This window comes from Streptomyces sp. NPDC026206, assembly GCF_040638465.1.
Lineage (GTDB): Bacteria > Actinomycetota > Actinomycetes > Streptomycetales > Streptomycetaceae > Streptomyces.
Genome location: NZ_JBEZYL010000003.1, coordinates 142,944 through 166,273, shown reverse-complemented (window position 1 = coordinate 166,273; position 23,330 = coordinate 142,944). Strand labels below are relative to the sequence as shown.

The following is a 23,330-nucleotide window of genomic DNA, read 5'->3' as shown; positions in this document are numbered from 1 at the left end:
GTGACTTAGAACGCGGCCTCGTCCAGCTCCATCAGCGACTGGTCGACCGACTCGGCGAGCGAGCGCTCGACGGAGAGGGCCGGCAGGACCGTGTGGGCGAAGAACTTCGCCGCCGCGATCTTGCCCGTGTAGAACGCCTTGTCCTTGGCGGAGGCGGCCGGCAGCTTCTCGGCCGCGACCGACGCGCCCTTGAGGAGCAGGTAGCCGACGATGACGTCACCGGAGGCCATCAGCAGGCGGGTGGTGTTCAGGCCCACCTTGTAGATGGACTTGACGTCCTTCTCGGTGGCGGCGAGGTCGGTCAGCATCGCGCCGACGATCCCCTCCAGGTCCACCGCGGCCTTGGCGAGCTTCTCGCGGGCGTCGGCGAGCTCCTCGCCGCCGGCGGCCTCCGCGAGGAACTTCTTGATCTCCTCGGAGAGGGTGGTCAGCGCCTGGCCCTGGTCGCGGACGATCTTCCGGAAGAAGAAGTCCTGGCCCTGGATGGCGGTGGTGCCCTCGTAGAGCGTGTCGATCTTCGAGTCGCGGATGTACTGCTCGATCGGGTACTCCTGCAGGTACCCGGAGCCGCCGAAGGTCTGCAGGGACTGCGCCAGCTGCTCGTAGGACTTCTCCGAGCCGTAGCCCTTGACGACCGGCAGCAGCAGGTCGTTGAGGCCGTGCAGCTTCTTGGCCTCCTTCAGGGACTCCTCGTCGCCCGCGGCCTCCTTGGCCAGGATCTCGTCCTGGACGGAAGCGGTGTAGAGGACGAGGGCGCGCATGCCCTCGGCGTACGCCTTCTGCGTCATCAGCGAGCGGCGCACGTCGGGGTGGTGCGTGATGGTGACCTTCGGGGCGGCCTTGTCCGTGAAGGCGGCCAGGTCCGGGCCCTGCACGCGCTCCTTGGCGTACTCCAGGGCGTTGAGGTAGCCGGTGGAGAGGGTGGCGATCGCCTTCGTGCCGACCATCATGCGGGCGAACTCGATGATCATGAACATCTGGCGGATGCCGTCGTGCTTCTCGCCGATGAGCCAGCCCTTGGCGGGGTGCTTGTCGCCGAAGGTCATCTCGCAGGTGTTGGAGGCCTTCAGGCCCATCTTGTGCTCGACGTTGGTGGCGTAGACGCCGTTGCGCTCGCCCAGCTCGCCGGTCTCGAAGTCGAACTCGTACTTCGGCACGAGGAAGAGGGACAGGCCCTTGGTGCCCGGGCCGTGGCCCTCGGGGCGGGCGAGGACGTAGTGGAGGATGTTCTCCGCCATGTCGTGCTCACCGGAGGTGATGAAGCGCTTCACACCCTCGATGTGCCAGGAGCCGTCCTCCTGCTTGATCGCCTTGGTGCGCCCGGCGCCCACGTCCGAGCCGGCGTCCGGCTCGGTGAGCACCATGGTGGAGCCCCACTGCTTGTCCACCGCGAGCTTCGCGATGTGCTTCTGCTGCTCGGTGCCCTCGTCGTAGAGCACGCCCGCGAAGGCGGGGCCGGAGGAGTACATCCAGACGGCGGGGTTCGAGCCCAGGATGGTCTCGGCGAAGCCCCAGAGCAGCGAGCGCGGCGTGGTGGTGCCGCCGATGCCCTCCGGGATGCCCAGACGCCACCACTCGGCGTCCATGTACGCCTGGTAGCTCTTCTTGAACGACTCCGGGACCGGCGCCGTATTGGTCTCCGGGTCGAAGACGGGCGGGTTGCGGTCCGTGTCCACGAAGGAGGCGGCCAGCTCGTTCTCCGAGAGGCGGGCGATCTCCGACAGCACGCTCTTCGCCGTCTCGACGTCCATTTCCCCGAAGGGGCCGGTGCCGTACAGCTTGTCGCGGCCGAGGACCTCGAAAAGGTTGAACTCGATGTCGCGGAGATTGGACTTGTAGTGGCCCATGACAGACGGCTCCGTAAGGGACGGGAGGGCGATCCTCTATGCGTACCGGTCAGTAAGCAGCATGATGCTACCCGTCGGTAATAAGGCGCAACCCCTGATCGCCCAACTGTGACTGGTTACGCTTTGGCCCATGTACGGCTACGACCAGAACGCGGCACAGCAGGGCTACGCGCCCCCGCAGCAGCCCGGCGGCTACGGCGAACAGCCGCTCTACCCCGAGCCGTCGCCCCCGTCCCTCGCGGATGCGGTCCGTGCCTTCACCACGGGCCAGATGTCCGCCGAGGACTTCCAGACGATCTTCGCCAACTCCAAGGTGTACTGCCCGCGCGGCGAGAACCCCGGTTTCCTGGCCCTGCACAACACGCAGCAGCCGGTGATCCCGATGTTCACCTCGCTGAAGGAGCTGCGCCGGTACGCGGGCAAGGAGTCCAAGTACTTCGTGATCACCGGTGCGGAGGTGATAGACCTGCTGCCGACCGGTTACGGCTTCGTCCTGGACATGGAGGGCGATCACCGGATCGTCTTCGACGCGAAGTCGGTGGAGCAGATGGTCGACTTCGCGATGCGCAGGATGTACGGCTAGACGCCGTCGCCCCGCGGCCGGCCGGCCGGGCCGGGCCCCGTCCCGGGGCCCGCTCAGCGCACCGCGCGGCGGTACAGCCGTTCGATCGCGTCACCGAAGTACGTGCTGTACGAGGTCTCCTCGTCGCCGCCCTCGTCCTTGCCGCCCAGGACGCCCACAAGGGTGCCCAGGCCCGTGGCCGGGTCCACGTCCGTGAGGAACGGGCTGCCGCTCGTGCCGTTGGGCAGCCCCTCGCACGCGAAGCGCTGCTGGGTGGCGCTCTCGGCCTCGGTGGCGTTCTGGCAGGCGACCGGCCGTTCCCCGGCGTTCGGGTAGCCGAGCACCCGCGCGGGCAGCCGCCGGGGCCCGCCGAAGCGGAGCTCCTCGGCGCCCGTGACCCCCTCGATCTCCCCCCTCGGGTCACCGGTCGCCGGCCTCAGGCGCAGGAAGGCCACGTCGTGGTCCGGGTCGCGGTTCCTGGCCCACTCGGGGTCGATGTCGATCGAGCCGGGCACCCATACCCCGTACGGCGCCTTGCCGTCCTTGTACCCCGGCACGAATGCCAGGTCGGTGCGGAAGCCGTCCATGTACACGCAGTGCGCGGCGGTGACGATCAGGTCGCGGCGCGGGCTGTGCACCACGCTCGCGGTGCAGCCGTGCACCGGCTCGCCCTGGGCGGTGTAGAACAGCGGTCCCACGGCCGCCGACGTCGCCGCCTCCGTCGCGGTGAGCGGCTCGGAGGGGGTCAGCGGACCGGTGCGGCCGCCGCGGCGCGTGCCGGCGTGGGGCCTCCCGTCCGGCGGGACGGACTCCACGACCCCCTGCAGCGCGGACGCGGCCTTCTTGCCCAGCTCCCACGGCTCCTTGTAGTGCCCGGTGGCGTCACCGTCGGCCAGCGGTGTGTCCGTGGCCGCTCCGCGGTTGGCCACGAGCAGGCCGACGACGGCCAGGGCCAGCACGGCGGCGAGGAGGGCGGCGGCGTATCTCAGGCGCATTGATCAAGTGTCCACCCTTCGATCGGAATGATGCGTTCCGTGTCCGGGGAATGGATGGGGCCTTGTTAGTTGTTCACCATTCAACTAAATTGAACGGACGACCGAGGAGGCTGACATGCCCGCAGTGACTGTCGACAATCCGCTGATCCTGCCGCGCGTGGCCGCGCCCGCCGGCGGCACGCAGCGCCCGGTGCTGCACGTCGGCACCGCTCCGGGGGGCTTCGAGGGCGAGGGGTTCCCGGTCCGCCGGGCCTTCGCGGGGATCGACTACAGGTACCTCGACCCGTTCATCATGATGGACCAGATGGGTGAGGTGGAGTACGCCCCGGGCGAGCCCAAGGGCACCCCGTGGCACCCACACCGCGGCTTCGAGACCGTGACCTACTTGATCGACGGCACCTTCGTCCACCGCGACTCCCACGGGGGCGGCGGCACGATCCAGGACGGCGACACCCAGTGGATGACCGCCGGGTCCGGCCTGCTGCACATCGAGGCGCCCCCGGAGGCGCTCGTTGTCAGCGGCGGGCTCTTCCACGGCCTCCAGCTGTGGGTGAACCTGCCGAAGAAGGACAAGATGATGGCCCCCCGCTACCAGGACATCGGCCGCGGCAAGGTCACGCTGCTCACCTCGTCCGACGGCGGCGCGCTGCTCCGCCTGATCGCCGGTGACATCGACGGCCACCGGGGCCCGGGCATCACCCACACGCCCATCACGATGATGCACGTGTCCCTCAGCCCCGGCGCCGAGCTCACCCTGCCCTGGCGGCCCGGGTTCAACGCCCTCGCCTACGCCCTCGCCGGGCGCGGCACGGCCGGCCCCGGGCAGCGGCCGTTCCGTACGGGCCGGACCGTGGTCTTCGGCGACGGCGACTCGCTGACGCTCAGGGCGGACGCGACGCAGGAGTCCCGGAGCCCGGACTTCGAGGTCGTGCTGCTCGGCGGGCAGCCGATCCGGGAGCCGATGATGCACTACGGGCCCTTCGTGATGAACACGCACGCGGAGCTGGCGCAGGCCTTCGAGGACTTCCAGGCGGGACGGCTGGGCCGGATCCCGGCCGACGCCGCCTAGCCTCCGGCCCGGTCCGCCTGGCCTCCGGCTCCGTTCGCCCAGCCTCCGGCCTGGTCCGCCGGGCCGGGGGCGTGCTCCAGCGCGCCGCCGCTTTGTCCTCAACCGCCGGACGGGCTCGCAACCCGGCCCGTCCGGCGCCTTAAGTGATCGCCTCGAAGTGCACGTCCGAGTCCGTCTCGTACAGCTCGAACCAGATGTTCTTGCCCTCGCCGCGCGGGTCGACGCCCCAGGCCCCGGCCAGGATCTCCATCAGCACCAGGCCGCGCCCGGAGGAGGCCATCTCGCCCGGATGGCGCCGGTGCGGCAGTTCGTCGCTGGCGTCGGCGACGTCGACGCGGAGGCGGCGGCCACCGGCCCGGCCCGATATCTCGGCGGTCAGCACCGCGTCCCCGTCCGTGTGGACCAGCACATTGGTGATCATCTCGGAGACCATCAGCACCGCCGAGTCGGTCTGGTCCCCGTCGGGCCAGTCATGCATCAGTTCGCGGATCTGATGCCGGGCGTCCGCGATGCGCTCGGGCTCGGCCTGGGCGACGGTCAGGCCGGTGCGGCGGGCCGGGCGGGGCGCCGCGGCGGGTGCGCCCACGTCGGCCGGGGCCGGGGCCTCGCGGCGCAGGAGCAGCAGGGCGATGTCGTCCTCGCGGCGGTCGATGAGCGGGCCGGTGGTGTAGTGGGACGGCGGGCCGTGCACGGCCTGGACGAGGGTGTCGGCGAGCTCCTCCAGATTGCCGCCGTCCTCGTCGAGCGGGTGGCCCTCGATGATCTCGCGCAGCCTGTTCCAGCCGGTCTCCAGGTCGTGGCCGCCGGTCTCGATGAGTCCGTCCGTGCACACCAGCATCGTCTCGCCCGAATCCAGGACGATCCGGCTGGTGGGGTAGTCGGTGTCGGGGATGATCCCCAGCGGCAGTCCGCCCGCCGTGGGGCGGACGAGCATGGTGCCGTCGCTGAGCCGGATCGCGGGCTCGGGGTGCCCGGCCCGGGCGATGACCAGCAGCCCGCTGCTGGGGCAGACCTCGATGTAGAGGCAGGTGGCGAAGCGCTGGTCCTCGGCCGTGTCTTCGGAGTAGCCGTCCCCATTGATGCCGGCGAGGAAGCGGGAGGCGCGGGAGAGGACCGCGTCGGGGTGGTGGCCCTCGGAGGCGTACGCGCGCAGGGCGATCCGCAGCTGGCCCATGAGCCCGGCGGCCCGTACGTCGTGGCCCTGGACGTCGCCGATGACCAGGGCGATCTTCCCCGACGGCAGCGGGATCATGTCGTACCAGTCGCCGCCTACCTCCAGGCCGCCGCCGGTGGGCACGTACCGCGCCGCCACGGTCATGCCGGGGATGTCGGGCTGGACGGTGGGCATCATCGAGCGCTGCAGGCCCACGGTCAGCTCGCGCTCGGTCTCGTGGAGGCTGGCCCGCCCCAGGGCCTGGGCGAGCATCCGGGCGACCGTGGTGAGCACCGAGCGCTCGTCGGGGGTGAAGGAGACCGGGACGCTGAAGCCGGCCATCCAGGCGCCGATGGTGCGCCCCGCGTTGATCAGCGGGAGGAAGGCCCAGGACTGCCTGCTGAAACGTTCCACCAGGGGGTAGACGCCGGGAAAGCGGCGCCGGTAGTCCTCCGGGCTTGGCAGGTACACCGCGCGGCCGGTGCGGATGACCTCGGCGGCCGGGTCGGCGGCGTCCATGGACTGGTCGAGGAAGTCGTCCATGTCGTGCGGGGCGTAGCCGTGGTGGCCGATGAGCTTGACGCGGCCGCCCTCGTTGGCGAAGACGGCCAGCCCCGACGGCTCGAAGCCCGGCATCGAGAGCATCGCCGCCACCCGCAGCACCTCGGACGTCGAGCGCGCCTCGGCCAGCGCCCGGCCCGCGTCCAGCAGGAAGGCCTCGCGGTTGCGCCGCCAGTCACCCGTGACCGGCGTACGGGCCGCGGAGGTGCCCGGCTGCGGCTCGGGGACCTCCTGGATGGTGCCCACCAGGGAGTAGTCGGCCCCGCGCCCGTACGGCTTGGTGCGGCTGCGCACGGTGCGCAGCACCCGGCCCTCGTCGTCCACGATCCGGATGCGCGCCTCGGCGAGGGTGCCCTCGGCCACGGCGAGGTTGATGATGCCCTGCACCTCGACCCAGTCCACCGCGTGGAACCGGGCCCGGGCCGCGGACTCGGTGAGCTCCACCCGGGTGGGGGGCAGGCCCAGCAGCCGTGCGCCCTCGGCGTCGAACGTGACGGTGCGCGAGACGTTGTCCCATTGCCACAGGCCGGTCGCGACGGCGGCCAGCACGTCCTCGGTGCGCATTGCCCTACTTTATGCAGGTCTGTGGAGGGGAGACCACCGAAGCCGGGTGGGGCGATACCCTTGCTTGGTGCTGTATGCACACTGACCGCACGCTGACCCAGGCCCGCGGTCTTCTGCAGCGCCACTCCCGATCAACACCCTCGACCACGACTTGGATGAATGATGCATCGGTACCGGTCCCACACCTGCGGCGAGCTCCGTGCGGCTGACGTCGACACCGACGTGCGACTGAGTGGCTGGCTGCACAATCGGCGCGACCTGGGCGGCATCCTCTTCATCGACCTGCGCGACCACCACGGCCTGGTCCAGCTGGTGGCCCGCCCCGGCACCCAGGCGAACGAGGCGCTGAGCCACCTCACCAAGGAGACCGTCGTCCGCGTCGACGGCAAGGTCATGAGCCGCGGCGCCGACAACGTCAACCCCGAGCTGTCCACCGGCGAGATCGAGGTCGAGGTCACCGAGGTGGAGGTGCTCGGCGCTGCCGAGCAGATCCCCTTCACGATCAACGCCGATGACGGGGTGAACGAGGAGCGCCGTCTGGAGTACCGCTTCCTCGACCTGCGCCGCGAGCGCATGCACCGCAACATCATGCTGCGCTCCGCCGTCATCTCCGCGCTGCGCCAGAAGATGACCTCCCTGGGCTTCAACGAGCTGGCCACCCCGATCCTGTCCGCCACCTCACCCGAGGGCGCGCGCGACTTCCTGGTGCCCTCGCGTCTGCACGCGGGCAAGTTCTACGCGCTGCCGCAGGCCCCGCAGCAGTTCAAGCAGCTGCTGATGATCGCGGGCTTCGACCGCTACTTCCAGATCGCGCCGTGCTTCCGCGACGAGGACGCCCGCGCCGACCGTTCGCCGGGCGAGTTCTACCAGCTCGACATGGAGATGTCCTTCGTCGAGCAGGAGGACGTCTTCCAGGTCATCGAGAAGGTCATGACCGACCTCTTCGAGGAGTTCGGCAACGGCCGCCACGTCACCTCCCCCTTCCCGCGCATCCCCTTCCGCGAGGCGATGCTGAAGTACGGCTCCGACAAGCCGGACCTGCGCGCCAAGCTGGAGCTCGTCGACGTCTCCGGCGTCTTCGCCGACAGCGGCTTCAAGGCCTTCGCCGGCAAGCACGTCCGTGCGCTGGCCGTGCCGGACACCGCCGGTCAGTCCCGCAAGTTCTTCGACGGCCTGGGCGAGTACGCGGTCGAGCAGGGCGCGAAGGGCCTGGCCTGGGTCCGGGTGGGCGAGGGCAACCAGCTCTCCGGCCCGATCGCGAAGTTCCTCACGGAAGAGGACGTCAAGGCGCTCGTCGAGGCCCTGGGCCTGGAGCCCGGCCACGCCGTCTTCTTCGGCGCGGGCGAGTTCGACGAGGTCTCCAAGATCATGGGCGCGGTCCGCGTCGAGGCCGCCAAGCGCGCCGGCCACTTCGAGGAGAACGTCTTCCGCTTCTGCTGGATCGTCGACTTCCCGATGTACGAGAAGGACGAGGAGACGGGCAAGGTCGAGTTCTCCCACAACCCCTTCTCCATGCCCCAGGGCGGCCTGGAGGCCCTGGAGACGATGGACCCGCTGGACATCCTGGCCTGGCAGTACGACATCGTCTGCAACGGCACCGAGCTGTCCTCCGGCGCCATCCGTAACCACGAGCCCGAGGTCATGTACAAGGCCTTCGAGATCGCCGGTTACTCGAAGGACGAGGTCGAGAAGGAGTTCGGCGGCATGCTGCGCGCCTTCAAGTTCGGCGCCCCGCCGCACGGCGGCATCGCCCCGGGCGTCGACCGCATCGTGATGCTGCTGGCCGACGAGCCGAACATCCGCGAGACCATCGCGTTCCCGCTCAACGGCAACGCGCAGGACCTGCTGATGGGCGCCCCGAGCGAGGTCGACGAGTCCCGCCTGAAGGAGCTGCACCTCTCGCTGCGGAAGCCGCAGGCGAAGTAACACGCGCAGGCACGGCGTGCCGGGCCCGATGGCGCCCGGCACGCCGGGCGCCGGTTGTCCCCGATCGCCGGACGGGCTCGCATCCGAGCCCGTCCGGCGATGTGCGTCGCAGCGCCCCCGAGCCCTCCACCGACCGCGGCGGGGAGCGGAATTCAGCCTGTCCGGCGACCTGTCCGGCGACCGGGGACATCAGTAGCCACGGGCCGCACTCATCGGCACCCGCGGGCAGCACCCCGCCGCGTTGTGCACCGCCCGCGACAGCCGCCCCGGCGTCAGCCGGTGGCCGTACAGCACGGCCGTCGCGCCGTACTCCGCAACCGCCATCAGCTCCGTCTCGCCCAGTTCCTCGGCGACGACGACGAGCGGCGCCCGGTCGGCACGGACCATGCGCCGCAGGGCCGTCGCGGCACCGGCGTCGTGCCGCCCCATGAGCAGGATGTCGACGGCGGCCCCCGCCTCGCCCCGGCGGGCGACGCCGATGCCGGGCAGCGCGCGCAGCTGCCGGACAATGCGGTGCCTGCCCAGCTCGTCGGCGGCATGGACGCTTACGGTGATGCGTTTTTCGAACATTGCTCTTCCTCGTCTCCCCGCGTAACCGAACACCCTCAGCGTGCCGGTACGGGCTGAACGAACGATTGCTGAACGATCAACGCATATGGGAAGGGCCCGGAACCGCGTGGTTCCGGGCCCTTCCCGCGTGCTGCCTCAAGGCTCAGGCCGCGGACTCCTCGCCGCCGCCGAAGCGCTCGCGGTAACCGGCCAGGTCATCCTCGGTGATCTTCGCGAAGAGCACCGGCGGCACGGTGAAGGGAGTGCCCGCCGGGATGAAGGACAGCGACTTGGCCTCGTCGGAGGTCACCCACGTGGCGCGCTTCTGACCGGGTGCGGTCTCCGTGAGCTGGAACGCCGAGCGCATGGCCGCGGCGGACGCCGGGATGAACGGCTCGGAGACGATCGAGTAGAGGTGGATGAGGTTCATCGCCGTGCGCAGCGTCAGCGCGGCGCCCTCGGGGTCGGTCTTGATCTCCAGCCAGGGGGCCTTGCTCTCCAGGTAGGAGTTGCCCGCGCTCCACAGGGCGCGCAGCGCCTGCGCCGCCTTGCGGAACTGCATCTCCTCCATGTGCCGCTCGTACTCGGCGAGCAGCTCCGCGATCTGGCGGCCCAGCTCGGCCTCGGCGGCGCCCGCCTCGCTGCCCGCGGGGACGTCGTCACCGAAGCGCTTGCGGGAGAAGGACAGGACGCGGTTGACGAAGTTGCCGAGGACGTCGGCGAGGTCCTTGTTGACCGTGGCCGAGAACAGCTCCCACGTGAAGGACGTGTCGTCCGACTCGGGGGCGTTGGCCATCATGAAGTAGCGCCAGTAGTCGGCGGGCAGCAGCTCCAGGGCGTCATGCGTGAAGACGCCGCGCTTCTGGGACGTGGAGAACTTGCCGCCGTAGTAGTTGAGCCAGTTGAAGGCCTTGACGTAGTCGACCTTCTTCCACGGCTCGCGGGTGCCGAGCTGCGTGGCCGGGAACATCACCGTGTGGAAGGGGACGTTGTCCTTGCCCATGAACTGGGTGTAGCGGACGTCGTCGGCCTCGTACCACCACGACTTCCAGTCGCGGCCGGCCGGGTCCTGGGCCGCCCACTCCTTGGTGGCACCGATGTACTCGATCGGGGCGTCGAACCAGACGTAGAAGACCTTGCCGTCGGCCGCCAGCTCCGGCCACGTGTCGGCCGGGACCGGAACGCCCCAGTCCAGGTCACGCGTGATGGCACGGTCGTTCAGGCCCTCGGTCAGCCACTTGCGGGCGATGGAGGAGGCCAGCACCGGCCAGTCCTTGCCGTGCTCGTCGATCCACGCCTCGACCTCGACCTGCAGCTTCGACTGGAGCAGGAAGAGGTGCTTGGTCTCGCGCACCTCCAGGTCACTGCTGCCGCTGATCGCCGAACGGGCGTCGATCAGGTCCGTCGGGTCCAGGACGCGGGTGCAGTTCTCGCACTGGTCGCCGCGCGCCTTGTCGTAGCCGCAGTGCGGACACGTGCCGACGATGTAGCGGTCGGGCAGAAAGCGGCCGTCGGCCAGGGAGTAGACCTGGCGGATCGCCCGCTCCTCGATGAACCCGTTCTTCTGCAGCTGGCGCGCGAAGTGCTGGGTGATTTCCCGGTTCTCGGCGGAGGAGCTGCGGCCGAAGTAGTCGAAGGAAAGAGCGAAGCCCTCGTAGATCGCCTTCTGCGCGTCGTGCTGCTGGGCGCAGAACGCGTCCACAGGCAGCCCGAGCTCCTTGGCGCCGAGCTCGGCGGGCGTGCCGTGCTCGTCGGTGGCGCAGATGTAGAGCGTCTCGCGGCCCGTCTGACGCAGGTAGCGGGCGTACACATCCGCCGGGAGCATGGACCCCACCATGTTGCCCAGGTGCTTGATCCCGTTGATATACGGAAGGGCGCTGGTGATGAGGTGTCGAGCCATTGCGGCTGCTCCCTGGTCGGTGTGTGTCTGGGATTTAGATGCACCTTTAGCGTATCCGAGGGGCAGGGGGGCGTTGCGCGGTGATTATGACGGCTGTGTCAAGCGTTCGGGCCCGCCGCGGAGCGGCCGGGCCGTAGCCTTGTCCGTCACCGAACAGGCACGGAGAGTGGTGTACGGACCTGTGGCCGCGGGGTACCCACTCTGTCAGGAGAGGGGAACTCATGCTCGAAAAGAGCGCTCACCTTCCGGTCAACCATCGGTACTTCGGCAGCCAGTTCCAGCTGTGGCGGCATGACGCGGGCATCAGCCGGGAGGAGCTGGCGGAGGCGGTGCAGTACTCGGCCGAACTGATCAAGTCGGTCGAACAGGGCCGGAGGCGGGTTCCGCCGAGGGTGGCGGAGATCGCGGACGAGATGTTCGGGGCGCGGGGGAAATTGGCAGCAGGGCTCTCCTACCTCACGAAGGAGTCGTTGCCCCTGCGGGCGCATGACCTCATGCAGCGCGAGAGCGAGACGGTTTTGCACAGCTCGTACGAGACCGTTCTCATCCCGGGGCTGCTGCAGACCGAGCCGTACGCGCGGGCGTTGCTCAGCGGCACATGGCCGCCGGTCGAGCAGGACCTGGCGAACGAACGGCTGGCCATTCGGCTGAGCAGGCAAGCGCTTCTGACCCGCAAGCCGTTGATCCCCTTCACGTTCGTCGTGTTCGAGGCCGCTCTGCGGAGCCCTGTGGGCGGTAATGCGGTGCAGAAGGACCAGTTGCTGCACCTGTTGGAGGCCGGGCGACGTTGCAATGTCGCGCTCCAGGTGCTGCCCTTTGAACGGGTCACTTCTTCTGCGCTGAGTGGTGCGCTGTTGATTCTCGAGTCCGAGGACCACGAGCGCACGGCCTTCGTCATGGGGCAGTCGACGAGCCGTCTGGTGACTGAGCGGCCCGAGGTCAGCGCGCTCGAACAGCGCTATGGAAGGATCTGCTCCCAGGCATTGGACCCGGACGATTCTGCACGTTTCATCGAGCGGATTGCGGAAGAGCTATGAGTACTGAGCTGGTCTGGCGCAAGTCGAGTTACAGCGATGACGAGGGCGTCGCATGCGTCGAGGTGGCCACCGCCCCCCTCACCGTCCACGTCCGTGACTCCAAGCGGCCGAACGGCCCCCGAATAACCTTCGGCACCCCCGCCTGGGCGGCGTTCGTGAGCCGCACGGTCACGAACTAGGACCGGTCTCAGCCCTGGGCGGGCGTGAGCCCAAGGGCTCGGAAGGTGACGCGCTGGTCGAACCACAGCAGCGTCACCGTCACCGCGGCCATGACGAGCCCGACCGCGACGTGGCCGGCCGTGGAGGTGACCGGGGCGCCGACGACGCCCAGCAGGCCGTGGACGGCGAGGCGCAGGGCGACCAGGGCGAACACGATCTTGCGGGTGCGGGAGTTCTTCAGCATGGCCTTCACGAGCTTCGCGCGGCGGCGCAGCACCGTCAGGCCGATCACGATGTTCACCGCTGCGATCGCGACCAGGACCATCCACGCGCCGTCCCACGCCTTGCACAGGTCGAACGCCGCGGCCAGGGCGCCTTCGAAGGCGAAGAACCACACCGGCAACGGCTTCACCCCGGACAGGTCGGTGGTCTGTGCCTTCTCGCTCTGTCGCTCGGTGATGCCGTTCATGTGCCCCGCCCCTTGTGGTGATGTGGTGTGCCGTCCTGCCGACACCCACGATCATTCCGCTCGGCGAACGCGGTGCGCAGAGCCGGGCGTCCCCCTTCTCCCATGACAAATGTCGTACCGGCCCGGGGCCCGGGGCGGAGCCCCGGTTTCGGGAAGGGGCGGGACCGGGGAGAACTCACCCCGCCCAAGCACCGGCCCCCTCGCCCGGCGTGCGGTTCCAGGCGAGGATCTTGTCCGCCACCTCCTGCAGGCGGGCGTCGCCGGGCCGCACGGCGATCTCGAAGTGCGCCTCGTGCAGGGGCTTGAGGTCGCCGCCCCAGGTCACGACGCCTTCGCAGTCGGCGAGGATGTGCCGGATCGTTTCGACCTGTGGGGGGAAGAGGCCGTCGCGTGCCGTGAGGGGGTACGAGGCGGGGCGGACGCACACCGCCGTGCCGGAGGCGTGGTTGCTCTCGTGGGGGGCCGCGAAGGCGCCGGGGGCGACGTGGGCGCGGACGTCACCGGTGCCCAGGGCCTGGACCTCGTAGTGGAACCGGCGGAGCACGTGCACCAGTACGGTCTCCACCTCCCCGATCCGCAGCGGCACCGCCAGGCCCGTGCCGGGAACGGGTCGGGTCCAGATCCAGCCGCCGTCGTCGGCGCCTTCCTCCATGCCCCAGCCGTTTGCGCTCGGCTTCCCGGCGCTCGGGGCCAGGGCGGGGCCCGGGGCCGCCCACGCGGCGGCACTCCCGGTCGCCGACGAGAGCCCGGCGGCTCCGGCGATGACGACCGTTCGCTTCAGAACGCTACGGCGCGATATTTCCGATGCCACAGGAACAGCCTTCCTTCTCGATTCCTACCGCCGACGGAGGATGCTGTTGTACTTCTCGAAGACCTCGTACAGCCGCAGCTGCTTTCGCGCCTGCTCCGAGCCCTGGGAATTACGCAGAGCCCCGAATATCTCGCTCGACGTGCCCTCCAGGGCCGGTAGGCGAACGGCGCCCTTTCCCAGCGAGCCGTTCCACGCCTCGACGGCCGCCGGAACCTCTCTCCGGGCCGTCGCCGTACGCAATTGCCACAGCACGGGGGCCTGTACAAGGGCCTTGCGGATGCCGAGCTTCCGCGCCAGTGAGGTGATGTGCCTGTCGTAGTGGATCACGTTCTCCAGGCATTCCGTCGTACTGGAAGGACCGATGGCGCCCTTCTCGGGAACCCACATCGATTCCATGCAGGCACGGATGTCCCTGAGCAGCGCGGGCCAGTAGGTACGGGAGAAGTCGACGTCGGGCCTCTGCGGGGGGACGGGGTCGAAGGAGTTCTGCCCCATGTCGCGGCCCGACAGGATGTTGTTGTCGATCTCGATCCGGCCGTCGCCGCTGCCGACGCTGACGGTCGCTATCTGGTCGAACGCCCAGTTCTCCGGCAGTGAGTGGCCGAGGTTGCCCGAGAAGCCGGCCGACATGTCGGAGACGAAGCTGTGCGTCGCGAATCCAGCCGTCGACACCCGGGAGCACACGTTGCGCGGGCCGTAGATGCCGACGCCGTATTTTCCACCGAGGCTTTCCAGCTGCCGGTTGATGCCCCGGAAGTGCGGAATGATGTTGTCCGTGACTTCCTGGTCGACGGCGTCGTAGTCGACGGCGAAGTACAGGTACGTGCCGGATTTGAATCCGTATCCGGATGCCGCCGCGAAGGCGGCGAGGGAATCGGCGGTGCCCTGGTCCTCGTTGAAATAGGACGAGGATCCGCCATAGGTCTGGTAGATCGGGAAGACCCGCAGGCCCTTGGTCCTGATGACCTCCAGTTCACCGGGCTGGATCTTCTTGTTGAGCGAGGCGCCGTCGACATTGGTCAGGTAGCGCCCCGCGACCTCGTAACCGGCGGCCTTGAGCGCGTCGGCGCGCGCGGGGGTGATCTCCGTGACGCAGTCGAGGGCCGTTCCCTTGCGGGTGTTGTCGCCCGTGGACACCAGGAGCGAGGCCCAGGTCTGGAAGTCGCCCCGGCCGGTGAGCGGGAGCTTGACGAAGTCCTGGAAGGCGCGGACGGCGTCCGAGAGGGCGGCTGTGAAGGTGGCCGTGAAGGAGGCGCCGCGGCGTTTGTTGAAGACCATGGCCGCGCTGAACAACTGCACGAAAGGACCCGTGGAGCCGGTGGAGACGGGATTGTTCTTGATCCCCTCCCTGGTGGCGGGACCGAACAGGCCGTTCGCCGTCTCGTCGTTCATGCCGAGCTGGTATTGGACGGCGAACAGCAACGCCTTCTGCACGTCGCGGGAGAAGTGCCCGTCGCAGGGAACGATGAAGAAGTTCCGGCGGTGCACGAAGCTGCCGTTCATCCATTGCTGGATCTCGCGCACCTGTGCGCTGCCGTCGCCGGTCACTGCGTAGGCGTCCATGTTCAGCAGCGCCTTGAACACCTTGGGCGTGATGGTGTCGCCGGGGTGGACCCCGCTCACGCCCATGTCGGTCTTGAGCCCGGCGACCGAGCGCCGGACGCGGTCGTTGTACGTGCCGTCGATGTCGCCGCCGTCGTAGCCCTTGCAGTAGAGGCCGGACTGGATGATTCGGACGATATTGGCCGGCGGAACGGTGCTGTGGTCGATGACGGGCCACTTGGCGGTGAGGGCGGCGAGTGTCCCCGGCCCGAAGTTGTCGGCCAGGGCGGTGATGCCGAGCTCGTACTGCAGGCAGCGCGTGAGCGCGTACATGGTCGGCCACCCGGGCCTGCCGTTCTCCTCGACCTTGTTGATTCCCGGCACGTTCCCATAGACGGTGTTGATGAATCTCTGCGCTTTGCGCACCATCTCGTCGGCCATGCTGATGCCCTTCACTCGACTGGCGTGCGGGTGTCAACGGTGCAAAAACCAGAGCCGGTTGGCGGTGGGGCGGGATCCGTTGGTATGGCATCACGGGGGATGGCGCGCGGGGGTGAACATGTGAGCGATCGGCCGGAATGCGGGCCCCTGATGGCTGAACTTCTTGGTGCAATATGAGCCTTGAGCTCCGGGCCCCGGGGTCCGAGCGTTGCTTCTGAAGGAATGGGTGGGTTGGTACAACCCACCCACCCTCCCAAGTGCCGCTGTAGCACACGGAGATGACTTTTCGTGACCGGCTTGCGACGCCGCGTCGTAACGCCCTAGCGTGCGCAGCAACAAACAACCCCGGCAGGTGCTAGCAACACCATGCCGGGGTCTCACCATCAAGATCGAGACTCTAGGGCGATCCTGTGGCTTACGAAGACTCTAACGCTGCCCCGCACGCGTCTGCACCCCTCATGGCCAACCCCGGCTACGGCAAGCGCCCCGCCCCGGGACAGCTGCCCCGCCGCAAGGGCGACTTCGCCCACCTGCCCCGGCGTGAGGCGGCCGTCGCCGCGCTGATCGACCGCCTTCCCGAGGGCGCGGCCATGGACGCGAAGACCCTCGCCAAGCTGAGCCCCGACTACGGCCAGGCCGCCTGCCGCACCGCGCTCAACCGGCTCCACGACGCCGGTCACCTGCGGCGTTTCCGCGAATGCGTGCCCGCTGCGGGTGGCGGAAGGCGCTGGGTGACCTACACCTGCTTCTCCCGGACGGCCCGGGACGACGGCTGGTGGGAACGGTTCCGGGCAGGGGACGTGGTCGAGGAGGAGGCACCGGGCCCGTCACCCGCCGCGCCCCGGCCCGCCGCCGCGCGTCCCACGCGCTCACAGGCTTACGCGGCGCTGGCCGCGTTGACCCGCGCCGCTGACCGGCTGGCCCTCTCGGCGGCCGACTGCGCCGCGCTCGAACCGCTCGCCGCGCAGTGGTTCGCGCGGGGCGCCGGTGAATCACAGCTGATCAGGGCCCTTACGGCCGGGCTGCCGACGCCGGTGCACTGCCCTGCCGCGCTGACGCGCAACCGGCTGATCGAAAAGCTCCCGCCGGAGCTGGAGCCCGTTCCCACGCGTCCGGTCCTCCGCGTCATGGAGTGCGCCGTCTGCGGCGTCCCCGGCCGCCCGGAAGCGCTCCCCGGCGGCATGTGCCGCGACTGCCGCGGCGAGCCCCGGCCTCCGGAGCCGTACGGCCTGACGGCCTCAGAGGTCCGCGCCCGCGTCGACCGACTGCGGGTGGCTGCCCGCACCCACGAAAGGATCACCTGCACATGACCGTCGTGCACGACGCGCCTCCCGACATCGGGGCACCATGTAGGGGAGGAGGCGACGCCATGACCCCCAGGACTGCCGACCAACCGCTGATTCACGTCGAGGAATTCGAGGAGCTCGCCCGCACGGCTCCTGAGAACGTACGGCTTGAGTTCATCAAAGGGAAGATCGAGGTCAAGCCGGTGCCGGACGGGGATCACAACGAGATCATCCAGTGGCTCCAGGAGTTGTGCATCCAGCAGTTCTCCGACTTGCGGTTGTACGGGGAGCGGGGCTTGAAGGTGGAGAGCTACCGCAAGGGGCGCGCGCGCCCTGACGGTGTTCTTGCGCCTCGCAGGCATTTCACCGGACATGGTGAGTGGTCCGACCCGGACGGCATCCTCATGGTGGTTGAGGTCACCTCGCACGACTCGGACACGAACCAGCGCGATCGTGTGGAGAAGCGCGATGGCTATGCCGCAGCAGGTATCCCGGTCTACCTCCTCATCGACCGCGACCACCGCACCGTCACCGTGCACTCTCAGCCGGAGGCAGGCGAGTATCGCAGTCTGACGTGTCGGCCGTACGGCAAGGAGATCGAGATCCCTGAACCGGTCGGCATCACCCTCGAAACGGCGGAATTGATGGACTTCGCAGACTGAAGCTGCCCGGTGGGCCGAGTCTTCCGAGCGCGGGGGAGACTTGCTTGTCGCCGGGGGTCTGCAGCCCCCCGGCAGTGTGAGCAGTCGGTCAGCTCAGCCGGGCATCGGCGTAGACGACCATCGCGTCGCGCTGGTAGACGGCCAGCCCATCGGCGATCTTGTCGTAGTTGGCACGGAACTGCGGGTCGTCGACGTAGGTCTGGGCCAGTCCCTTGTACGCGGCCGCGTTCGGGGTCCAGAACCGGCAGACGCCCTGGTAGTGGGCGTCCACTTCCGCCTGCACCGCAGGATCGGCAACCGGCGTACCGGCCACCATGAACTCCGCGAGGCGGATCATCTGCGCCGTCACCTCACGCTGCCACCGTTCCGTGTCCTCGGCGGTCATCGCCTCGACGGCCTGCCGGGACTCCTCCCACGCCTGCGGCCACCGCTCCCGTACCTCGGCCTCGGCCTCGGGGCGGGAGGGCTCGAACCCCTCGAACAGGTTCTCCGGCCTGTTGATCTTCGTCATGTCGTTGTTGTCCTTGCCTTCCTCCAGTTCGGCGATGGTCCGCCCGACCGTGCGGACCAGCGTCTCCAGCCGGTCCCGCTCCCCCCGCAGCCGCCGGTGGTGCTCGCGCAGCACGGCCACCCGATCGACCTGGGTGTCCAGAACCGCCTGGATCTCGCGCAGTCCCAGGTCCAGCTCCCGCATCAGCAGGATCTGCTGCAGCCGCAGCAGATCCGCCTCCTCGTAGTAGCGGTGCCCGTTACTCCCGATCCACGCAGGCGGCAGCAGACCGATCTCGTCGTAATGCCGCAGCGTCCGGGAAGTCACCCCGGACATCCGGGCCACATCCGCGATCGACCAGGCCATTGCCGTGCCTCCCATCGCCGGGCCGGTCTCTCCGGCCCCACAGAAGACGTTAGAAGTTGACGCAGCGGAAAGCGCAAGCCGGATCCGGCGAAGGCCGCCCCCGGTCTCCGGGAGCGGCCTTCGGGCGTTCTCGTTCTCGTGGGGCCGCCTACTGGACGATCCCGGCGGCCCGGGCCTCGGCCAGCCACTCGGGGAACTCGACCATGAGCTCCTGGTAGAGCGTCTCGTCCGACAGCAGGCGCGGCTCGCGGCCCGCGTGGAAGAACCCGGCGTTGTCGACGACGCGCTTCTGCGGCACGGACAGGTCGTCGAGCTTGCGCAGGAAGTCGAAGCCCTTGCCCTCCGGGTCGCCGAAACCGACGAACTGCCAGAAGATGGGCAGCTTCGCCGCCTCGCACAGCGCCTTCTCGGCGGCGGGCTTGCTGTAGGGCGCGCCGTCGGTCTGGAAGATGACGAAGGCCGGGTCGGTGCTGCCGGACTTCGTGTAGTGGTCGACCACGGCCTCGATCGCCCAGTGGTAGTTCGTCCGGCCCATGTGGCCGTACGACTCGTGGAGTTCCTGGATGCGGCCGCGGTGGTGGGCGAGGTCGATCTCCGCCGTGCCGTCGACGTCGGTGGAGAAGAAGACGACGGGCACGACGCCGTCGTCGTCGAGGTTGGCGGCCAGCCCCAGGGCCTGCTCGGCCAGGTGCTGGACGGTGCCGTCCTTGTAGTAGTTGCGCATGGAGCCCGAACGGTCCAGGACGAGGTAGACGGCCGCCCGCTGCCCGGCGAGGCCGTGCTTCTTCAGCGTGACGCCCGCCGACTTGTAGAGGCTGACCAGCGCGGGGGCGGTGTCCTGAACCTTCTCCAGGCTCACCGCGGCGGCCGACGGCTCGGCGGTCGGTACCTCGGCCACCGGCGCTTCGGCCACCGGTGCCTCGGCCACTGTCGCCTCAGCCGCTGTCGCCTCAGCCACCGGTGCCTCGGGCGCCGTCGCCCCGGCGGCCGACATCGCGGGCGCGGGCTCCGGGTCGGGGCCGGGGGCGGGCTCCGGGACCGGGTTGGGGTCGGGGGTCGGGACCGGCTCCGGCTCGGGGATGGGCTTCGGCTTCGGCATCGGCGTCGGCTCGGGCTCCGGCTGGGGCAGCGGCTCGGGGTGGGGCGGGCCGGGCGTGGGGATCGGGCCGAGCGGGCCCGGGTCCGGGACGCGCTCGGCGACGCGGTCGGCGCTCTCCGCGGTCGGCTGCGCCGGCACGGACACGGCGGCGGGGGTGGCGGCCGCGGCGGCGGGGGTGGCGGCCGCGGCGGTGTTGTCGGGCCCCGCACTCTGCTGGGGCAGGCTCGGTTCGTCGTGTGAGGCCGTCCTGGTCCGGCCGAACGCGTTCCGCAGCAGACTCCGAATGCCCATGGGGAGGTGTCCTTCATGTGTCTCGGGTGCGAGTGAAATGTCCATACTGCGGGGAAAAGTCCCCAGTCTTGACGACTACGTAAGGCTAGCTGTCAAGTCTGGTCCAGTACGTTCACACCCGACACGCCGCACGCGCGTGTTCTTTCGCGCATCAGGGGTCCCAAGAAATCGCCTCATCCGGAATCCAGTTCCCGTGGAAGCCCATCGGCACCCGCACCGGCAGGTGGATCCGGGCCACGGGCCCGGCCGCGAAGTCCTCGGCCGCCAGCACCACCAGGTCCGTGGCCTCGCGCAGCGGGTCGTACGCGAAGGCCAGCACCCAGCCCTCGTCCTCCGCCGCCTCCGGCGCCGCCGGTACGAATACCCCCTCGCCCACGTCGCCGCCCGCCGGAACGCGGAACTCCGTGATTGTTCCGCGCTCCAGGTCGTACTTCAGCAGCCCCGTTTCCCGCCTCGTTTCCCGCTCCCTTTCCCGCCCCCCTTCCCGCCCCGGCTGTCGCTCGAGCATCGCGTAACCGAAGCGGTGCGGCCCGGTCAGCCGGCGGGGGTCGACGCGGGGGAACTCCACCGGCCGGTCGTCCAGCCGCTGCCGCCGCACGCTTCCGGCGACGAGGTCGACGGTCCAGCGCTCCAGATACGCCAGGTGCTCGCCGGGGGCCGGGCGGCCACCGGCGACCACGTCGAAGAAGCGGTCGTAACGGACGAGATGGACGGTGATGAACCGGCCGCCGTCGTGCTCGTAGGCATTCATGGGGTGGAAGACGAAACACGGCTCGATCTCCAGCCAGCGCACCCCACCCGCACCGCCTTCCCGCGGCAGTACCCCCAGCCGGGCGGGCCGGCCGGGCGCCCAGACCGGATGGTGGCCGCCCCGGCCCCCGCCACGGGTGAAGACCACCGGCAGGTCGTACAGCAGCACATGGTGCTCGGTGAGCGAGAAGTCGTGCATCATCGGGCGGCCGCTGACCGGAATGTCGGTACGGCGGCGTACGCGGCCGTCCGTGCCCACGACGAGGTACTGCACGAACGGCCAGGCCAGGCAGTACGCGACCGCGTGCAGCTCGCCGCTGCGCGGGTCGATGATCGTATGCGCGGCCAGCCCGCCGGGCAGCGTGCCGTGGAAGTCGAACGGACCGATCGTGTACAGCTCCGGGTCGAGTTCGTAGGGCAGCGTCCCGCCCTCGACGAGCGCGAGGCAGTGCCCGGCGAAGCACTGGACGTGGGTGTTGGGCGCGAAGTCCATGCCGAGATGGCGCGGACCGTGCAGCAGCTTCTCGCCGAGCCGCCCGGCCACCGCGTCGGAGCGCACCCAGCGGTTGCGGTACCACTCGGCGCGGCCGTCGCGCAGGCGCACGCCGTGCACCATGCCCTCGCCGCTGAACCAGTGGTAGGCGGCCGGGGCGTCGACGTGGAGGGGATTGGGCCCGTTGCGCAGGTAGCGGCCGCGCAGGGAATCGGGAATCCGGCCGGTCACGGGCAGGTCGACCGCGGTGATCTCGTCGTGGACCGGTGCGTACAGGCCCCGCAGATAAGGGTTCGGTTCCGCGTGCGTACGGCCTGCGGTCGTGCCGGTCATGCCACCCACCTCCACCGGCCCTCCCCCAGCTGCCGCCGGGCGGTACCCCCACCGCGGGGCCGCCTTTCCACCATCCAGCGGAAGGATGGATTCGGCCAGCCTCCACCTGGGCGTCGGCCGCTCTTCATCCAACGCGGGTAACCGGCCCCGAGCGGGATTCGTTGTCGGTTCTGCTTCGGTTCCGGCGGTTCTCGCTTCGGTTCCGGCGGTTCTCTGCTTCCTTCCCGGCGGTTCTCTGTTTCGGACCCGTAGGTTCCGCGTCCGTTTCGGTGCCGGGAACGCCCGGGGAAGCGAAGAACACGGGAAGGGCAAGAGCAGGGCAATAAATGGAAGCAGGGCAACCCTGTACGCCCCTTCCCGCCTCTTTATCGGTGAGTATTGCCGAACCGAACATGAGTACCCACCACGGGGGCAGGGAGTTGAGAGGCACATGGGCCTGACCAGCCGGTCACTCTTGTACACGGTGGTGTTCATCGCCATTGTGTGTGTGGGCCTCACGATATGGCTGTGGCCACGGCTCTCGGGGCGCGGTGGGCTGCCTGTGCTGGGACGGCTCGGCTCGATCCTGGTGACCCAGTTGACGATCATGTCCGCGGTGCTGCTCGCGGTGAATTCCGCCAATAGCTTCTACGGCACCTGGGGCGAGCTGATCGGTAAGTACGACCGATCGCCCGGCCAGGTCACGCAGGTCACCGAACCCGGCGCGAACGCCGGCGTCGAGGGGGGCAGGGGCGGCCTGGTGCGGCCCTCGGGCTCGGAGGGCCTGGACAAGGCGGGGCTGCCCAAGGGGCCGAAGGACAAGGTGGGCGCGGTGGAGTCCGTACGCCTGGTCGCCCGCCGGGCGAACGTCGTCGAACCGGCGATCGTCTACCTGCCGCCGCAGTACTTCCAGAAGCAGTACGAACGTCAGCGCTTCCCCGTGATCGTGGCCATCAGCGGCTACCCGGGCGGCATTACCAACCTCACCCAGTACCTGCAGGTTCCGAAGACGGCGAGCACGCTGATCTCCGAGCGCCGGATGCAGCCGACGGTGATCGTGATGGTCCGGCCGACCATCGCCCCGCCGCGCGACACCGAGTGCGTGGACGTGCCCGACGGCCCGCAGGCCGAGACCTACTTCGCCAAGGACCTGCCCGAGGCCCTCAAGAGCGCCTACCGGGTCGGCCACGACGCCAGCGCCTGGGGCGTCATGGGCTACTCCTCGGGCGGCACGTGTGCCCTGGAGCTCGCGATGCGGCAGCCCGGCACGTATCCGGTGGCGGGCGCCCTCTCCGCCGACTACAAGATCAAGAACGACCTCACCACGGGCAACCTCTTCGGCAACGGCTCCGAGGCCGCGAAGCGCCAGCGCGAGCACGACCTGATCTGGCGCCTGCGCAACCTGCCCGCGCCCCAGGTCTCGGTGCTGGTCACCAGCAGCGAGAAGGGCGAGAAGAACTACGCGGAGACGCAGAAGTTCCTCAAGGCCGTCAAGGAGCCCATGACCGCGGCGAAGATCATCCTGCCCGCGGGGAGCCACAACTTCACGACGTGGCGGCGCGAGATCGAGCCGACGCTGGAGTGGATGAGCAAGCAGCTCACCTTCCCGCAGGACACGGTGGGCAGGTCCGGGCCGCAGGCGAGCGGGACCGAGGACGGGAAGAAGGCCGAGGAGGAGCGGAAGCGCAAGGCCGAGGAGGAGAGGAAGAAGGACGAGGCCGGGGAGTCCGGGGAGTCCGGGGAGTCCGGCCGGAGCCCCGGCGAGGCCTCCGTCGATGCCCAGGAATCCGGGGATCCCGACGCGGAGGACTGAGCGTCGGCCGCCGTGCGGGGCCTGTTGGGCCGGGCCTGTCGGGCAGGCCCGTCGGCAGGCCCGTCGGGTCGGCTCCGCCGGGTCGGGCGTCGGTAGGCCCATCGGGTCGAGCCCACCGGGTCGGCTCCGCCGGGTCAGCCCACCGGGTCACCCCCACCCGTCAGCCCCCGCCAGGGGTCCGCC

Annotated in this window: 19 protein-coding genes; 8 read left to right on the top strand and 11 right to left on the bottom strand. The window is 69.5% G+C overall.

Annotated features, from left to right (window positions below):
• Nucleotides 1-5: 5 nt before the first annotated feature.
• Nucleotides 6-1,847, bottom strand: a complete 1,842-nt coding sequence (locus tag AB0F13_RS07100) for an acyl-CoA dehydrogenase (protein ID WP_362076478.1) — start codon at nucleotides 1,845-1,847, stop codon at nucleotides 6-8.
• A gap of 130 nt (nucleotides 1,848-1,977) precedes the next feature.
• Between AB0F13_RS07100 and AB0F13_RS07095 the strand changes: the two genes are divergently transcribed.
• Nucleotides 1,978-2,430 carry an SseB family protein gene (locus tag AB0F13_RS07095; RefSeq protein WP_362076475.1) on the top strand — a complete coding sequence of 151 codons (453 nt, stop codon included), beginning with the start codon at nucleotides 1,978-1,980 and terminating at the stop codon, nucleotides 2,428-2,430.
• Nucleotides 2,431-2,483: 53 nt separating this feature from the next.
• Here AB0F13_RS07095 and AB0F13_RS07090 read toward each other — a convergent pair whose 3' ends face one another.
• Nucleotides 2,484-3,404: a trypsin-like peptidase domain-containing protein gene (locus AB0F13_RS07090; protein ID WP_362076472.1), complete on the bottom strand. Its 921-nt coding sequence runs from the start codon at nucleotides 3,402-3,404 to the stop codon at nucleotides 2,484-2,486.
• Nucleotides 3,405-3,519: 115 nt separating this feature from the next.
• Between AB0F13_RS07090 and AB0F13_RS07085 the strand changes: the two genes are divergently transcribed.
• Nucleotides 3,520-4,473 carry a pirin family protein gene (locus AB0F13_RS07085; RefSeq protein ID WP_362076469.1) on the top strand — a complete coding sequence of 318 codons (954 nt, stop codon included), beginning with the start codon at nucleotides 3,520-3,522 and terminating at the stop codon, nucleotides 4,471-4,473.
• Between the two features lie 139 nt (nucleotides 4,474-4,612).
• On the opposite strand, the gene AB0F13_RS07080 is transcribed toward AB0F13_RS07085, so the two are convergent.
• Complete coding sequence (locus AB0F13_RS07080; protein ID WP_362076466.1) at nucleotides 4,613-6,751, bottom strand: SpoIIE family protein phosphatase; 2,139 nt, start codon at nucleotides 6,749-6,751, stop codon at nucleotides 4,613-4,615.
• Between the two features lie 162 nt (nucleotides 6,752-6,913).
• Between AB0F13_RS07080 and aspS the strand changes: the two genes are divergently transcribed.
• A complete protein-coding gene (aspS, locus tag AB0F13_RS07075) occupies nucleotides 6,914-8,677 on the top strand; it encodes an aspartate--tRNA ligase (protein ID WP_362077180.1) in 1,764 nt (587 codons plus the stop codon).
• Between the two features lie 189 nt (nucleotides 8,678-8,866).
• Here the strand turns inward: aspS and AB0F13_RS07070 are convergent, their stop codons facing one another.
• Nucleotides 8,867-9,247: a DNA-binding response regulator gene (locus AB0F13_RS07070; protein WP_362076463.1), complete on the bottom strand. Its 381-nt coding sequence runs from the start codon at nucleotides 9,245-9,247 to the stop codon at nucleotides 8,867-8,869.
• Between the two features lie 142 nt (nucleotides 9,248-9,389).
• Nucleotides 9,390-11,126, bottom strand: a complete 1,737-nt coding sequence (metG, locus tag AB0F13_RS07065; protein WP_362076460.1) for a methionine--tRNA ligase — start codon at nucleotides 11,124-11,126, stop codon at nucleotides 9,390-9,392.
• Between the two features lie 221 nt (nucleotides 11,127-11,347).
• Between metG and AB0F13_RS07060 the strand changes: the two genes are divergently transcribed.
• Nucleotides 11,348-12,163, top strand: coding sequence for a helix-turn-helix transcriptional regulator (locus AB0F13_RS07060; RefSeq protein ID WP_362076457.1), 816 nt, complete (start codon nucleotides 11,348-11,350; stop codon nucleotides 12,161-12,163).
• Entirely contained in the window at nucleotides 12,160-12,342 is a 183-nt protein-coding gene (locus AB0F13_RS07055) for a DUF397 domain-containing protein (protein ID WP_362076454.1), read from the top strand. The genes AB0F13_RS07060 and AB0F13_RS07055 overlap by 4 nt, the downstream gene beginning before the upstream one ends.
• Before the next feature lie 8 nt (nucleotides 12,343-12,350).
• Here AB0F13_RS07055 and AB0F13_RS07050 read toward each other — a convergent pair whose 3' ends face one another.
• The 3 genes from AB0F13_RS07050 to AB0F13_RS07040 form a co-directional block, all read right to left on the bottom strand.
• Nucleotides 12,351-12,791, bottom strand: coding sequence for a hypothetical protein (locus AB0F13_RS07050; RefSeq protein ID WP_362076451.1), 441 nt, complete (start codon nucleotides 12,789-12,791; stop codon nucleotides 12,351-12,353).
• 175 nt (nucleotides 12,792-12,966) lie between these two features.
• A complete protein-coding gene (locus tag AB0F13_RS07045) occupies nucleotides 12,967-13,602 on the bottom strand; it encodes a hypothetical protein (RefSeq protein WP_362076448.1) in 636 nt (211 codons plus the stop codon).
• A 24-nt stretch (nucleotides 13,603-13,626) separates the two neighbouring features.
• The gene (locus AB0F13_RS07040) at nucleotides 13,627-15,585 is read right to left on the bottom strand and encodes a glycoside hydrolase domain-containing protein (protein WP_362076445.1); all 1,959 of its coding nucleotides are present in this window, start codon (nucleotides 15,583-15,585) and stop codon (nucleotides 13,627-13,629) included.
• A gap of 458 nt (nucleotides 15,586-16,043) precedes the next feature.
• Here AB0F13_RS07040 and AB0F13_RS07035 point away from each other — a divergent pair, with 458 nt between their 5' ends.
• Together AB0F13_RS07035 and AB0F13_RS07030 are read left to right on the top strand one after the other, a co-directional pair.
• The gene (locus AB0F13_RS07035; RefSeq protein WP_362076442.1) at nucleotides 16,044-16,895 is read left to right on the top strand and encodes a hypothetical protein; all 852 of its coding nucleotides are present in this window, start codon (nucleotides 16,044-16,046) and stop codon (nucleotides 16,893-16,895) included.
• Nucleotides 16,896-16,954: 59 nt separating this feature from the next.
• Entirely contained in the window at nucleotides 16,955-17,533 is a 579-nt protein-coding gene (locus tag AB0F13_RS07030; protein ID WP_362076439.1) for a Uma2 family endonuclease, read from the top strand.
• Nucleotides 17,534-17,621: 88 nt separating this feature from the next.
• Here AB0F13_RS07030 and AB0F13_RS07025 read toward each other — a convergent pair whose 3' ends face one another.
• From AB0F13_RS07025 to AB0F13_RS07015, 3 genes are all read right to left on the bottom strand, one after another.
• On the bottom strand, nucleotides 17,622-18,389 hold the full coding sequence (locus AB0F13_RS07025) for a MerR family transcriptional regulator (RefSeq protein ID WP_362076436.1): 768 nt from the start codon (nucleotides 18,387-18,389) through the stop codon (nucleotides 17,622-17,624).
• A gap of 148 nt (nucleotides 18,390-18,537) precedes the next feature.
• On the bottom strand, nucleotides 18,538-19,779 hold the full coding sequence (locus AB0F13_RS07020; protein ID WP_362076433.1) for a VWA domain-containing protein: 1,242 nt from the start codon (nucleotides 19,777-19,779) through the stop codon (nucleotides 18,538-18,540).
• A 151-nt stretch (nucleotides 19,780-19,930) separates the two neighbouring features.
• Nucleotides 19,931-21,355 (bottom strand): carotenoid oxygenase family protein, encoded by a 1,425-nt coding sequence (locus AB0F13_RS07015; protein WP_362076430.1) that lies wholly within the window; start codon nucleotides 21,353-21,355, stop codon nucleotides 19,931-19,933.
• A 487-nt stretch (nucleotides 21,356-21,842) separates the two neighbouring features.
• On the opposite strand from AB0F13_RS07015, the gene AB0F13_RS07010 reads away from it, so the two are divergent.
• The gene (locus AB0F13_RS07010) at nucleotides 21,843-23,147 is read left to right on the top strand and encodes an alpha/beta hydrolase-fold protein (RefSeq protein ID WP_362076427.1); all 1,305 of its coding nucleotides are present in this window, start codon (nucleotides 21,843-21,845) and stop codon (nucleotides 23,145-23,147) included.
• Nucleotides 23,148-23,330: the final 183 nt, after the last annotated feature.